This is a genomic window from Pseudoalteromonas sp. APC 3694 (assembly GCF_030407565.1).
GTDB classification, from domain to species: Bacteria; Pseudomonadota; Gammaproteobacteria; order Enterobacterales; family Alteromonadaceae; genus Pseudoalteromonas; species Pseudoalteromonas tetraodonis.
The window spans coordinates 62083-76010 of record NZ_JASDDE010000003.1 but is presented as its reverse complement, the minus strand read 5'-3'; the positions used below and the strand labels follow the sequence as shown (position 1 = coordinate 76010).

Annotated in this window: 12 protein-coding genes; 9 read left to right on the top strand and 3 right to left on the bottom strand. The window is 40.1% G+C overall.

Annotated features, from left to right (window positions below; genetic code table 11):
* Positions 1-6: 6 nt before the first annotated feature.
* Together astD and QMA00_RS02130 are read left to right on the top strand one after the other, a co-directional pair.
* Positions 7-1473 carry a succinylglutamate-semialdehyde dehydrogenase gene (gene astD / locus QMA00_RS02135; RefSeq protein WP_248474373.1) on the top strand — a complete coding sequence of 489 codons (1467 nt, stop codon included), beginning with the start codon at positions 7-9 and terminating at the stop codon, positions 1471-1473.
* A gap of 27 nt (positions 1474-1500) precedes the next feature.
* The gene (locus tag QMA00_RS02130; RefSeq protein WP_036983952.1) at positions 1501-2304 is read left to right on the top strand and encodes a DUF1338 domain-containing protein; all 804 of its coding nucleotides are present in this window, start codon (positions 1501-1503) and stop codon (positions 2302-2304) included.
* 219 nt (positions 2305-2523) lie between these two features.
* On the opposite strand, the gene QMA00_RS02125 is transcribed toward QMA00_RS02130, so the two are convergent.
* The gene (locus tag QMA00_RS02125) at positions 2524-3804 is read right to left on the bottom strand and encodes a flavohemoglobin expression-modulating QEGLA motif protein (RefSeq protein ID WP_064663025.1); all 1281 of its coding nucleotides are present in this window, start codon (positions 3802-3804) and stop codon (positions 2524-2526) included.
* A gap of 146 nt (positions 3805-3950) precedes the next feature.
* Between QMA00_RS02125 and QMA00_RS02120 the strand changes: the two genes are divergently transcribed.
* The 7 genes from QMA00_RS02120 (at position 3951) to QMA00_RS02090 (ending at position 10764) form a co-directional block, all read left to right on the top strand.
* The gene (locus QMA00_RS02120) at positions 3951-4208 is read left to right on the top strand and encodes a DUF3081 domain-containing protein (protein ID WP_008111462.1); all 258 of its coding nucleotides are present in this window, start codon (positions 3951-3953) and stop codon (positions 4206-4208) included.
* Positions 4208-4510 carry a hypothetical protein gene (locus QMA00_RS02115; protein ID WP_290155791.1) on the top strand — a complete coding sequence of 101 codons (303 nt, stop codon included), beginning with the start codon at positions 4208-4210 and terminating at the stop codon, positions 4508-4510. The genes QMA00_RS02120 and QMA00_RS02115 overlap by 1 nt, the downstream gene beginning before the upstream one ends.
* 439 nt (positions 4511-4949) lie before the next feature.
* Positions 4950-5525: a transcriptional regulator BetI gene (betI, locus tag QMA00_RS02110; RefSeq protein ID WP_008111458.1), complete on the top strand. Its 576-nt coding sequence runs from the start codon at positions 4950-4952 to the stop codon at positions 5523-5525.
* A gap of 1 nt (position 5526) precedes the next feature.
* Positions 5527-6990 (top strand): betaine-aldehyde dehydrogenase, encoded by a 1464-nt coding sequence (betB, locus tag QMA00_RS02105; protein ID WP_008111456.1) that lies wholly within the window; start codon positions 5527-5529, stop codon positions 6988-6990.
* A gap of 9 nt (positions 6991-6999) precedes the next feature.
* A complete protein-coding gene (gene betA, locus QMA00_RS02100) occupies positions 7000-8667 on the top strand; it encodes a choline dehydrogenase (protein ID WP_008111455.1) in 1668 nt (555 codons plus the stop codon).
* Between the two features lie 166 nt (positions 8668-8833).
* Entirely contained in the window at positions 8834-10051 is a 1218-nt protein-coding gene (locus QMA00_RS02095) for a BCCT family transporter (RefSeq protein WP_008111451.1), read from the top strand.
* Positions 10052-10059: 8 nt separating this feature from the next.
* A complete protein-coding gene (locus QMA00_RS02090; RefSeq protein ID WP_076921792.1) occupies positions 10060-10764 on the top strand; it encodes a TorF family putative porin in 705 nt (234 codons plus the stop codon).
* Positions 10765-11115: 351 nt separating this feature from the next.
* Here QMA00_RS02090 and QMA00_RS02085 read toward each other — a convergent pair whose 3' ends face one another.
* Both QMA00_RS02085 and fdxA read right to left on the bottom strand, forming a co-directional pair.
* On the bottom strand, positions 11116-13362 hold the full coding sequence (locus QMA00_RS02085; RefSeq protein ID WP_076921844.1) for a carbohydrate binding family 9 domain-containing protein: 2247 nt from the start codon (positions 13360-13362) through the stop codon (positions 11116-11118).
* Between the two features lie 141 nt (positions 13363-13503).
* Entirely contained in the window at positions 13504-13827 is a 324-nt protein-coding gene (gene fdxA, locus QMA00_RS02080; protein ID WP_008114035.1) for a ferredoxin FdxA, read from the bottom strand.
* Between the last annotated feature and the right edge of the window lie 101 nt (positions 13828-13928).

The window sequence follows — 13928 nt, the reverse complement described above, 5'->3', positions numbered from 1 at the left end:
TTATTTATGAACACACAACTAATTAATAATCAATGGCTTGTAGGCAAAGGCCCAGCGTTTGATTCTATTAACCCAAGTAATGGTGAAATTGTATGGCAAGGTAATGGCGCCAACGCAGAGCAAGTTGACAGTGCCATTAAAGCGGCAAGAGCCGCGCAAGTTCAATGGGCAGACATGCCAATTGAGCAACGTATTACTATTTTAGAAAACTTCGTAGCCCAACTAAAAGAACACAGCGAAGAGTTGGCCACTATTATTGCTCGTGAAACAGGTAAACCGCTATGGGAAACACGCACAGAAGTGGGCGCGATGACAGGCAAAGTGGCCATTTCGATCCGTGCTTACAATGAACGTACTGGTACAACCGAAAACCCAATGCCTGGTGCAAAAGCCTTTATTCGCCACAAACCTCACGGTGTGGTCGCTATTTTTGGTCCGTATAATTTCCCTGGGCATTTACCAAACGGCCATATTGTACCAGCCATACTAGCCGGTAATACCGTGGTATTTAAACCATCAGAGTTAACACCTCATGTAGCGCAGTTTACCTTAGAACTATGGTTAAAAGCAGGCTTACCTGCTGGGGTTATAAACCTTGTTCAAGGTGAGTTAGAAACAGGTAAAGCGCTGGCCTCACACCAAGATATAGATGGCCTATTTTTTACTGGTAGCTCAAACACTGGTCATTTATTACATAAACAATTTGCTGGCCACCCAGGTAAAATTTTAGCGCTTGAAATGGGCGGTAATAACCCGCTAGTGGTTAAAGATGTTGCTGATGTTAGCGCCGCCGTGCACGATATTATTCAATCGGGTTTTATCACCTCTGGCCAACGCTGTACTTGTGCACGCCGTTTGTTTATTGAAAAGTCGCCCAATGGCGATGCTATTTTAGAAAAGCTGATTAGCGCCACCAAAAATATCTTAGTAGACGATAGCTTTGCGGACGATCAACCTTTTATGGGTGCCATGATCAGTGAAAAAGCCGCATTAGGCATGGTGGCAGCGCAAGCTGAGCTAGTTAAACAAGGTGCTGAGATTCTTGTTGAGCTTAAGCAGTTAAAATCAGGCACTGGGTTTGTAAGCCCAGGCATTATTGATGTCACTAATATAAGCGAAATTGCCGATGAAGAACACTTTGGCCCGCTTATAAAAGTATATCGTTACACTGATTTCAATAGCGCTATAACAGAAGCAAACAACACCAGCTTTGGTTTATCTGCTGGTTTACTTGCTGATAGCGAAGATGATTACAGTCACTTTTTAAAACGTATTCGTGCCGGCATTGTTAACTGGAATCGCCCTATTACAGGCGCATCAAGCGCAGCGCCATTTGGTGGTATAGGTGCCAGTGGCAACCACAGAGCCAGTGCGTACTACGCTGCAGATTACTGCGCATACCCAGTGGCCTCAGTAGAGTCAGAAAAAGTTAACTTACCGCAAACCCTCGCGCCGGGCTTAATAATTGAATAACAATTTAAACAGATTTAAGGATTTACCATGCATACTGATGTAAACACATTATTTGATAACCTGTGGCAAAACTACCTAAGCGTAACGCCATCGGCTGACAAAATTCATGACCTATTAGGCTCAACGCAAAAAGACGATATAATCAACGACCATATTGCGCTGCGTACTTTTAATATTGAAAAAGTAGGCCTTGAAAAACTAGCTGCACACTTTTTAGCCATTGGCTACAAAGAGTGTGGTGAGTATCATTTTGAAGCAAAAAAACTCTACGCTAAGCATTACGAGCACAGCGATCCAACGCAACCTAAAGTGTTTATTTCTGAGTTATTAGTTGAAAAATGCTCGCCTGAACTACAAGCAATTGTCACTGATATGGTTTCACAAATTGACGAAAGCGCAGTGACTGCCGATAACTTTTTATATTCAGGCACGCATTGGCAAGTAAGCACCGATACATACAAAAAGTTATTAGCTGAGAGCGAATATGCGGCGTGGATGTCTGCGTGGGGTTATCGTGCCAATCACTTCACCGTGAACATTAATACTTTGGCTAAGTTTGATAACATCCATGATGTAAACCAAGCTCTTAAAGATGCAGGTTTTGCACTCAATACCTCAGGGGGTGAAGTAAAAGGCTCACCAGAGGTGCTATTAGAGCAATCATCAACATTAGCTGATGAATACGCTGTAACCTTTAGCGATGGCGATATGCGCATTCCTAGCTGTTTTTACGAGTTTGCTATTCGTTATCCAAAACCTGATGGTGAAATTTACACCGGTTTTGTCGCTGCCTCTGCAGACAAAATATTTGAAAGCACCAACGCACGATAACCAAAGTGTGTTGAATTTAAAAAGCCCACTTTTGGGCTTTTTTTGTGCCTAATGAATGGTTTAAAACAATTTTATATATCGATAAAACGATAAATAAAAATGAGAACAATCAATTGCCCCCTTATGGGCATGCAGGCTTATGTGTGTAAACTTAAACGCAGTTGCTCATTTCAACTGCGTTTTTTTGCTAAAAAAGGAACCTGCGCTTCCTTTTTAAAATTATAAAAACAACGGCTTATAGTCGTTTTCTAGTTGTTCGAATGACAAATCGCCAATAAATCGACCAAAGCTGAGCCACGTAGCAAGGCCTCTTAAATCTTTAAAATGAGGCGGCACAAATTGCGGATTTTCAATGACACCTAAGTCATGCAATTGCGATATTAATCTAAAGTCATCAATTGATATTTTACCCACCAGCAATAATGGCAACTGATCAATTCGACCAAGCTGTATCGCCACCCTAATTAAGTTGTAAACTAAAACAAAGCCTTTTATGTAAGCAATATCTTTGGTAAAGGGTAAGCCGGTTGCGGTACTGCCTCTAAAAACGCGCTGTGCAAGAGTATAGCTGTCGTCTTTTGATAAACCTTGAGCAACGTAATCTCGGTAAATATCGATAAACTCAGCACCATCAATCACTTTCGTCACCGCTTGAATACGGTTTACTAATTTTGATAAACGACGTGGTGTTGATTTAAGAGTAATAATTTCCGTCAGTACTGCAAGCCCCTCTTGGGTAACCGTAGAGCTTGGTGTGCCTTTACTCAAGCAAGTTAAATAAGGTTGCGCTAAGCCATTTTGAGTCGTGCCTACATGGATCCATCCCTCGTGCACTTCTAAAATATCTAATTCGCGCTGAGAAAACTTAACATCTTGATTGAGCTTAATATTATTAGCACCTGCTGCCGCATCGCTGACAATACCATCACTTAGCATCACCTCTACGTTTATTCCCGGCATGCTGGCATTGACCTGTTCAGATAAAATTCGCACCGCGTCGCTGGCATCAATATTTTTAGGATCTTCAGGCAAAATATCCGCTGCAAGTAAATTTTTTAAAGGCTGTTCGAGCATATTAGCCAGTTCTGATAGCGATGGCTCACCGGCATGAAACAAATCTTTAGGATGACCAAATAGCTCCACTGATAAGTCATGAAACTCTGGCGTACCGCGGTATTCAAGCATGCTCAGAACCGTTTTATATTCGGTACACATTTTACCCATATATTGTGCAATTGGGTTTAATTGCCCCAACTGGTTAATAATATTGCGGTGCAGTGTTGAAAATGCTTGGCGCAACTCGCTAGGAACAAACCCTAAATCGCGCTGTTGATAATAAGCACGATCAATAAGTGGATTTTTTTGACATTTTTGTCTAAAAAATTCCTCTTTAATTTGTTTATCCCAATTTATTGCATCGAGTATTCTAATGGGTGTTTGCAATGCAATGAGTTGGTCGGATAATTCACGAGTTTTCAAAAGTAACGCTTTGTCTATCATGGTAAAAGCTCAACAAAAAGTGAACTTTGAGCATAATTTATAAATGAAAAATAACAAAGCAATATCATACTTTTTAGACTATTGTTTTTATGATGATCGACCCTCACTTCTATAGCGTATGAGTGATTAAATAAAAGGGACAAACAATGAAAAATGAAATCGACAATAAACAGATTCTAGCGGTTTACGAACGCATTCAACAACGCGGAGAAGTCACAGAAGAAGGTAAATTTTATCAAGGGATCACTGCATTTTCTGATATTGACGGCTATACCGTCTATTTACAAGGCAGTGGTGTTTTACTTCGCTTTGGGTTTCATAATACTTATCACCTTGATTATGAACATGACAAACACAAAGACGACTTTTTGAAAAAACTTTACAACATAGCTAATGAAGAGTGATGCGATCAACAAATAGAAGAAACAGACCAACCAGTTCGCGCAATTTGCAGTTTATTAACCGAGTTATTGCGCAATTAAAAGCAGAGCCTGAAAAACTGCAACTCATCAAAAACAACCTTGCTTATTACCGTGCGCAAACGCATTTAAAACGTGGATTTTTACTTGCAATAGAACGCTTTGATTGGGTATTTGAAGCGACCGATAATATTGATGAAATTTGCGACCAAATTATGGCTGACGATTATATTGGCAACCGTTTAAGACGTTATCCTTTGTTATTTAAAGGCGTTGTTGAAACCTAAACAGCGTCTTTATTTATCTCTTCACTAAGTTAACATTTCTGTAAATTAATCTCATATTACACTTCCTAAATCTTTTTTCTTGGATCTTCCCACAAACTCGCCTTACCGCTTTTTAAAGTAACCTGCCCACAAAAAATACAATTAGTACTCTAATAGTTATCACACTAATAAATAAATCACTAAAAGTTTCACCAATTATGTAAAAAAAATATTTACACCGCAAAAAGCAATCAAAAAAACACACGTAACAAGTTGTTATTAAATGATATTTTATAAAAATCCAGCTTGTTAATATAACTTCATTTTAGACTTATTTTATTAATTATTTATCCACATTTCAGACACTCACCATTTGCACGAACCTTGAATTGTTAGAGCTATTACCTTAAGCTTATCTTTATTGAACGATCAATTAATAAAAATTATGCCTAAAGTTGGAATGGAACCTGTAAGGCGTCAGCAGCTAATTGACGCAACAATAGAGTCAGTTGCTCAAAAAGGGTTACAAGCAACCACAATTAATAGTATTAGCAAAAATGCGGGGATGTCCTCTGGCATAATTAGCCATTACTTTGGTGGGAAACAGGGGCTAATTGAAGCAACTGTGCGTTACTTACTGTCTAACTTGAAAGATGACTTGATCAGCAAAGTAGATGAAAAGACCACGCCAACTCAAAGGTTAATGTTTATTGTTGAATCAAACTTTGCGCTAGTACAACAACGAAAAGACACCACTCGGACGTGGTTAAGTTTTTGGGCGCAATCAATGCACGACAAGGAACTTCATCGTTTACAAAATGTAAACAGCAAACGCTTGCAAAGCAATTTAACCGTTTCATTTAAGCAATTAATGCCTTTAGCGCAAGCAAATCTCGCGGCAGAGTTAACCGCAGCAATGATCGATGGTTTATGGCTACGAGCCGTATTAAGCCAATCAGACGAAAATCAGTTTAAACACAGTGAATCACTGGCTAAAAACTACGTGCATTCACTTATCAAGCAATATGGAGCCTAACGTGACTACACCTATCTATCAAAACTTTATCAACGGTCAATTCCTTGCAAACAAAAGCGGCGAAACATTTGATGTAGTAAATCCTGCAACCGGCCAAGTAATTTATGCCGTTGAAGTTGCCGATGAATACGTTCAAAACGCAGCAATTGAAAGTGCAAAACAAGGCTTTAAAGTTTGGTCAGCCATGACCCCTATTGAGCGCAGCCGTATTTTATTAACCGCCGTTGCTATTTTACGCAAGCGTAATGATGAGCTTGCACTAGTTGAAGTGCTCGATACCGGTAAACCAATGCAAGAAGCTAACTGCGTAGATGTTGAAACAGGTGCAGATGTAATTGAATATTTTGCAGGCCTTGCCCCTGCACAAGTTGGTCAACAACAAATGGTTGGCGATGACTTTTACTACACACGCAAAGAGCCTTTAGGTATTTGTGCTGGTATTGGTGCATGGAACTACCCATTACAAATTGCATGTTGGAAGTCTGGCCCTGCCCTTGCAGCGGGTAATGCATTTATTTTTAAACCTTCAGAAGAAACCCCGCTTGGCGCAATTAAATTAGCAGAGGTGTTTATTGAAGCAGGTGTACCCGCTGGCGTATTCAATGTAGTTCAAGGCGCGAGTGAAGTAGGCCAATGGCTTACTGCACACCAAGATATTGAAAAAGTATCGTTTACTGGTGAAGTAGGTACCGGTAAGAAAGTCGTCGCCAGTGCTGCAGGTACATTAAAAGATGTGACTATGGAACTAGGTGGTAAATCGCCGTTACTTGTCTTTGACGATGCCAATATAGAGCAAGCAGTAAGCGCGGCAATGTTAGGGAACTTTTATACCCAAGGTGAAATTTGTACTAATTGCACTCGTATCTATGTTCACAAAAATGTGTACCAGCAGTTTATTGATGAGCTTAAAACTCGCACCGAAAACAATATTATTGCCGGTGATCCACAAGATTTAAACACTAACTTTGGCGCGCTTATTTCTAAAAAGCATCAAGATTTAGTGCTGAGCTACATCAACAAAGGCCTTGAAGAAGGGGCAACGCTATTAACCGGTGGCTCAACGCTTTCACCAGCATCTGCGCCAAATGGTTATTTTGTAGCGCCAACCGTATTTGTTGATTGCAACGATGAAATGACCATCGTTAAAGAAGAAATTTTTGGCCCAGTAATGAGCGTTTTAGTATTTGATGACGAAGATGATGTAATTGCACGTGCTAACGGCACTCACTTAGGTTTAGCTGCAGGCGTTTTCACCAGCGATATTAAACGTGCTCATCGCGTTATTCATCAGCTACAAGCCGGTATTTGTTGGATCAATGCTTACGGTAACTCGCCGGCAGAAATGCCTGTAGGTGGCTATAAGCAATCAGGTATCGGCCGCGAAAACGGCATACAAACGCTTGATCATTACACGCAAACTAAGTCTGTTTATGTTGGTATGGCTGACATAGAAAGCCCATTTTAAGGAATCATTATGAACCACTCTTTTGATTATATTATTGTAGGCGCAGGCTCTGCAGGCTGTGTGTTAGCAAATCGCTTGTCTGAAGATTCAAGTAACAAAGTATTGTTACTTGAAACCGGCGGCAGCGATAAAAGCATCTTTATTAAAATGCCCACTGCTCTGTCGATTCCAATGAATACCGATAAGTATGCGTGGCAATTTCATACGCAGCCAGAAAAGTACTTAGATAACCGTGAAATGCACTGCCCACGCGGTAAAGTGCTTGGCGGCTCATCATCTATTAATGGCATGGTGTATGTACGTGGTCATGCGAAAGATTTTGATGAATGGCAGCAACATGGCGCTAATGGCTGGGATTATCAAGCCTGTTTACCGTATTTTAAAAAAGCAGAAAGTTTTTACCTAGGTGAAAACAGCCATCGTGGTGGAAAAGGCCCCCTTGGCGTTAATAACGGTAATAACATGGAAAACCCTTTGTATAGCGCCTTTATTGATGCTGGTGCTCAAGCGGGTTATGCCACTACAGCTGATTATAATAGTGCTCAACAAGAAGGCTTTGGCCCTATGCACATGACCGTTAAAAACGGTGTGCGCAGCTCAGCCTCTCGTGAATATTTAGATCCGATTAAGCATCGCAGTAATTTAACAATTGTAACCGGTGCACTTGCGCAGCGCGTTATTTTAGACGGTAAAAAAGCAACCGGTATTGAATACAAGCTCAATGGCACAGTTAAAACAGCCAAAGCAAATAAAGAGGTTATTTTAAGTGCGGGCTCTATCGGTTCACCTCACCTGTTACAACTGTCCGGTATTGGTGATACACAAATACTTGAAAAAGCAGGTGTTGAAGTAAAACATCACCTACCAGGTGTTGGTCAAAACTTGCAAGATCATCTCGAGTTTTACTTTCAATATAAGTGTAAACAACCCATTACTTTAAACGGTAAATTAGGCTTGTTTTCAAAAGGCTTGATTGGTGCAAAATGGCTGCTTACCCGTAAAGGTTTAGGCTCAACTAATCACTTTGAATCATGTGCGTTTATTCGCTCAAAACCCGGTGTTGAATGGCCAGATATTCAGTATCACTTTTTACCGGCAGCAATGCGTTACGATGGACGCAGTGCTTTTGCAGGGCATGGTTTTCAAGTGCATGTAGGTCATAACAAACCTAAAAGTCGTGGCAGTGTCACCATTGCATCAGCTGATCCAACACAACCACCAAAAATTGTGTTTAATTATCTTGAGCATCAAGACGACATTGAAGGCTTTAGAGCGTGCGTACGTTTAACGCGTGAAATCATTGAACAACCTGCCTTTGACAATTTCCGTGGTGAAGAAATTCAACCAGGGCAACAAGTTCAAACTGATGAGCAAATTGATGCCTTTGTGCGCCAAGCAGTAGAAAGTGCTTACCACCCTTCTTGCTCTTGTAAAATGGGTGAAGACGCCATGGCGGTGGTTAATTCAAACACTCAAGTGCATGGCATGCAAAGCTTGCGTGTGGTTGACTCGTCAATTTTTCCAACAATACCTAACGGTAATTTAAATGCGCCTACCATTATGGTTGCCGAAAAAGCCGCTGATATTATTTTAGGAAATAAGCCCTTAGCTCATACAGGAGTTGATGTTGTGAATGCCACTGATTGGCAAACTACACAACGAAATAAAACCCTTTAATTTAGCCTGCCATAAAGGCCACTCCTTTAAGCAAAATGCTTTAAGGAGTGCCTTTATGCGCCTTGCAGTGGCTCACAAGCATAAATAGGTTATGCCTGTGTTAATGCAAGCACAATAAAAAACGGAGTATATATGTGTTACTTTTATTCATTCTGGGAGGGCGATAATGACTATTTGGCTTAATGCTGGCATTATTTTCACCTTACTTGCGATTGTTGCTATTTTAATTAAATGGGGCAATGTACGCGTAGTAGGCGTCACACCAGTGAGAACATTCACCTTTATAGCAATCCTGTTTACCTCGGGCCTAGACGTTGGCCTCATTATGTTTCCTTTAACCGAATTTGCCGGTTATGCAGACATAAAAGCAAGCCCAGAATATGCATTTGCCAACCCTCTCTCTATTGAGTTTGGTTATTGGGGATTTTTAATTTGGGGATTTTATTTTCTTACGTGCTTTTATTTCTGTGTAATAGAACCCAAAGTAAAATTTTTTGAAATTCCATGGGTTAAATTTTTAAACAACGTAGTTATCATTGGTACTTGTGCGTTTACCGCTTACTTACTATTGAGCAACCTACCGTGGTATTTACCTGAACTCGGAGACGGCTCAAATGTTATTCCTGAGTTTTACTTAATCGTGCTTGCCGCTATTTGTTTTGCGGTGTATTCAAGTACCGATATTAAATATGTACGCTTTTTAAGTATTGCAACTACTTGGTTGTTTATAGCCCTAATTGGCTTTATGTGGGCTGATGCCTTCTTATTTGGCGATAGCGAACTCTCTGCATTTACTAAAAACATTGGATTAATTGGTAATTACTTTGCCAACATCAATGAGTTTGTATTACCACTGAATGATTACCATGAGTTTTACTTATTTTGGTGGTTTGCGTGGAGCATTATGATTGGTCAATTTACATCGCGTTTTGTGGGCGGTTTAAAAACCTATCAAGTCCTTGGTGCTATGCTGATTTTCCCATCGATTCCAATCGCTATCTGGTTTAGTGTGTTATATCACTACCATGAAGCCGGTATTCCAACCGAGGGAATCAAAAACTTTGCTATGGTGTTTGTAGGTATCGTATTTGTTATTAACTCGCTCGATTCACTGATTCGTTTATACACAGATAATTTAAACCTAACCGTAAAACGCTTTGGTAAATTTAAATATATTGCCATGAACGTTGTCGCTTTGTCGCTACTAACATTGCTATTTAAGCTTGAGTTTTTGCAAATTCAATGGGTGGGTGCTTTAGTTATAGGGTTATTCTTTATTTGCCTTGGTTTTATTGCCTACAGCAAACTTAAAACGGTCAGCAATATCGAAGGATCGCCTAAAGCGAATAAAATTGATTACACAAAAATAGAAACTATCAGCTAGTAAAACACATGAACAATAAATTAAAACAACTTTTTATCGCTTTACCGTTCACCGTTTTATCAACAACGGCAGCGGCTAACTGGTCAACAACGATTACGGCTGCATCTGATTACACCTTTAATGGTGTATCACAAACAGATAACGATCCGGCACTGCAAGCAAGCCTTGACTACGCGTATGATAACGGTGTTTATGCCGGTGTATGGGCATCAAACGTAGATTTTGGTGATGACACCGACTTTGAACTAGATGCTTATGTAGGCCGATACATTCAGTTAAACGAACAAGTAAGCCTGGATTACGGTATTGCTTATTACACTTACCAAGGTAATAACAGCGATGGTAACTACGCCGAAGCGTATACTAAATTTGGTTACACCAGTGACTACGGCCAAACAGAGCTTAACTTTTGGTACAGCTGGGATTACTTTGGCTACGATACTGGCCATGTGATTTCTATGATTGCGCACACTTACGAGCTTGCGCCAAATCATGCGATTCGTGCCAGCTTTGATATTTCAAACTCACTCGATGGCAATAAGTTCCAATGGGATGAAGCTAAGGGCGATAAATCGTATCATCATTATCGCTTAGCATACCAAACAAGCTATGAAGGATTTGGTATTGAAGTAGCAGCTGAAAATACCAGCCTAGACTACGATTATGCCGATGAGCGAATTGTACTTGCTATCTCACGTACATTTGACTTGTAATAGTTAGCAGGGTCTGTTGTACTTTTAAGATTGAATTTGCAGCAGCCTGTTTGGTATTTAGGCAAAGCAGAGCCTATGTAGTGTTATTCTCCATAAATAGGCGATAACGTAGCATTAATGCCAAACAGGCGATGCCCAAAGGGTTCTTCCTAGGGGCTATTTACTCTTTGTTGCTCGGTTTTTACTTAGCCCACTAGGTTACAAACCTCGCGCCGCGATTAAACACCCCCTAGTTTGAACAAATTTCAATCCACAAAGGTCAACAGACCCTAGTAAATATAAAAAACACGCTACTGGTTAGCGTGTTTTTTTATTGCCTAGCAAAATCTTACTTTTATATTATTTATAGCGTTATAACTGCCACGCATAACTGACTTTAGTAAAGAAAGTACGTTGGTCTCGCTCAATGCTTTTTAACGAGTCATCCTGATAACCTTTATCTGAATAACCTAAATAAAATAGCGTTTGTGCGTTAATTTTGTATGAGTACACCAGCTGACTACCGTAATCTTTGTTGATTTCGCTAACCTGATAAAAGTAAGCATCCTCATCTCTGTCTATATCTTCAAACTGTAAAATCAGCTTAAGCATAGCGCGCATACTAAACTTATAATAAAGCCTAAAATCAATAAGGTTTGCGGTAAAAACACGTCGCCCTTGGTAATCATCTAAATGGCTATAATTATGCCTAACATCGACCTGCCAATGGTTATTAATATCCCAAACAGCCTGCGATTGTGTGGTTAAAACATCGCCTAGCTGCTCATTAGTGTAATCTATACGGCTTGCATATTCGGCATATAACGATAATCTCAGATCTTTTGACGGTCTAAAAGCCGTATAAAAATAACCAATATTTTGGTTATAAAACTTGCCGTTATAATTTTCATAGCGATTTAACAAACCCAGCTCAAATACAGACTGCTTTTGACCTTGAAAGGTCATGTAACCTTCGTATTCTTCTTCAAGTAACTCGCCATTTTGCGCCCAGGTTTTATCCCAATCGGCGGTGTATGACCAGGTTGTTAGCATATCATGTTCATCACCATACCAAGTTTGTCCGCCACCAAAACCTACTTTTTCATAGTCTACCTTTTCTTGATAACCTAAATCGGTCCGGTAATCCTCACCAATATTGTCATAGGTCGCGTAGAGCTTATAATCACGCTTATCGCGTGTCAGCTTTAATGCATACGCCATATCCGACTGAGAGTCTGCTAAATTGTAGTTATCAACTAAAAACGGCGAGTTATTGGTATCAGCATTCGCGATTTGATAATTAAGCGTATCTGACTGATTAAACCAATAGCTTCCATCAACCGATAGCACCGTATTATGGTAGTCACTACTTTCTCTATGTGTAGAAGTGACACCAATAGTACCTTGTTGGCCAATATCATATTGATAACGTGCCACCGCCGCTTTGGTTTTATCATTTAAGTTGGCAAAGCCCGAGCCTTGGTTACTTGGCAATAAAATATTACTGTTATCGTCATCTGCAAACATCAGCGCATAACTGTGACTGTCGGTTTTACCGGTCAGCTTGGCGCCAATATTTGGCTCAGCTATGGTACGGGTATACAGCAGCTCAAATAAATTACTTTTAAAATAAGACGCGCCATCTAAGAAGAACGGACGTTTTTCAGCGTAATAAATAGAATAAGTGGTGTTTACATCCAGCTCTAACGAATCGGTTTCTACCTGAGAAAAGTCTGGGTTTATTGTGGCATTAATTACCGCATCTTTGGTAACCCCCCAACGAAGGTCAAGCCCTATCTCAGTGTCTACATCGCCATTATCCCACGCACCCGGTACTTGTGTTTTTTGATCGTTTCTTAATGCGGTTAAGGTTGGCGTTAATTGCAGGTTTTTACTCGGTGCTAAATTATTAAATCCGCTTATTTTATCAAACTGACATAAACTACATTTAATATCACGGTCAAAGCCTGTGCTTGATAATTGATACAACACATCACGCTGATAGTTTCGCATTACAGCAAAACCCCAGGTAGATTGATCTTTATTTTGCGCAAATCGCAGCGCTTTAAACGGAATACGCATTTCAACTACGTAACCTTGCTCGTTTACGGTACCGGCACTGTCCCAAATGGCATCCCACGATAAATCTGACACCCATTCATCGGTATCCGTCATGCGAAGGTCACCTTGAGCGCCCAGTGGGTTTACATAAAACTCATAGCCTGTACGTTCATCGTTAAAGGTATCAATCACCAAACCGACAGTATCATCTTGCCAGAGGGTATCTCTGTCACGAAGCGCCGCGCGAATTTTACTCGGATCGGGGTCATAAGCTACAAACGCCACATATAAATTATGACCATCGTCATAAAGGTATGCATCGGTTTTTACTGGCGGTGTGCCTTTTTCATTCGGCTCATCTTGATAATTTACCGCAACATGTGTTGCTTGTTGCCAATGTGGCTCGTTAAGCACGCCATCTACATCAATATTTTTATTAATGTGCGCGAGTTGATAATTAAGCTTATCGGCAAGTGCATTAGGGCTGAGAGTTAAACCGAGGCTGAAGCTGATAAAACACAGCAATGTTGTTATTTTTATAGGTATAAAGTACTGCATAAACATCCATTTAGGTTTATTTACTTGTTAAAAGTAAACTTTGCTCAGGAGTGTAAATTATACAGGTACATTTGTTAATAGTTGCGCGCTATTATTTGCAATAAAATTAACAAAAAACCAATACACAACGAAGTGGAATGATTATGTGTCGAGAAGTTTTAATTTATTAGCCACACCATTCCAGCTATCGGCATCTTCTGGGGCGGGTTTAACTTGGGTGATGCGTGGCCATATTTCTGCTAGCTCCGCATTTAATTGGGTAAACTCTTTTTGCGATTCAGGTAATTCATCTTCTTGAAAAATAGCATCAGCGGCACACTCAGGTACGCATAAACCACAGTCAATACAGTCAATAGGGCTAATAGCCAAAAAATTAGGACCTTCAAAAAATGCATCTGCAGGGCATACTGATACGCAATCAGTATACTTACATTTTATACAGTTTTCGGTGACTACAAACGCCATAATGGTTTAATACCTAATGTTTCACAATAACAGCTGCGGATCATACCCAACCCTTACCAAAACACAATAAATAAGTGCCAAAAGTGGGCAATTTAACGTAA

What these genes read in the sequence shown, in the direction of transcription:
- QMA00_RS02090 (WP_076921792.1), top strand. Translation starts at nt 10,060, where the DNA reads ATGAACAATAAATTAAAACAACTTTTTATCGCTTTACCGTTCACCGTT.
- QMA00_RS02120 (WP_008111462.1), top strand. Translation starts at nt 3,951, where the DNA reads ATGAAAAATGAAATCGACAATAAACAGATTCTAGCGGTTTACGAACGC.
- QMA00_RS02115 (WP_290155791.1), top strand. Translation starts at nt 4,208, where the DNA reads ATGCGATCAACAAATAGAAGAAACAGACCAACCAGTTCGCGCAATTTG.
- QMA00_RS02125 (WP_064663025.1), bottom strand. Translation starts at nt 3,804, where the DNA reads ATGATAGACAAAGCGTTACTTTTGAAAACTCGTGAATTATCCGACCAA.
- QMA00_RS02085 (WP_076921844.1), bottom strand. Translation starts at nt 13,362, where the DNA reads ATGCAGTACTTTATACCTATAAAAATAACAACATTGCTGTGTTTTATC.
- QMA00_RS02095 (WP_008111451.1), top strand. Translation starts at nt 8,834, where the DNA reads ATGACTATTTGGCTTAATGCTGGCATTATTTTCACCTTACTTGCGATT.
- betA (WP_008111455.1), top strand. Translation starts at nt 7,000, where the DNA reads ATGAACCACTCTTTTGATTATATTATTGTAGGCGCAGGCTCTGCAGGC.
- betI (WP_008111458.1), top strand. Translation starts at nt 4,950, where the DNA reads ATGGAACCTGTAAGGCGTCAGCAGCTAATTGACGCAACAATAGAGTCA.
- fdxA (WP_008114035.1), bottom strand. Translation starts at nt 13,827, where the DNA reads ATGGCGTTTGTAGTCACCGAAAACTGTATAAAATGTAAGTATACTGAT.
- QMA00_RS02130 (WP_036983952.1), top strand. Translation starts at nt 1,501, where the DNA reads ATGCATACTGATGTAAACACATTATTTGATAACCTGTGGCAAAACTAC.
- astD (WP_248474373.1), top strand. Translation starts at nt 7, where the DNA reads ATGAACACACAACTAATTAATAATCAATGGCTTGTAGGCAAAGGCCCA.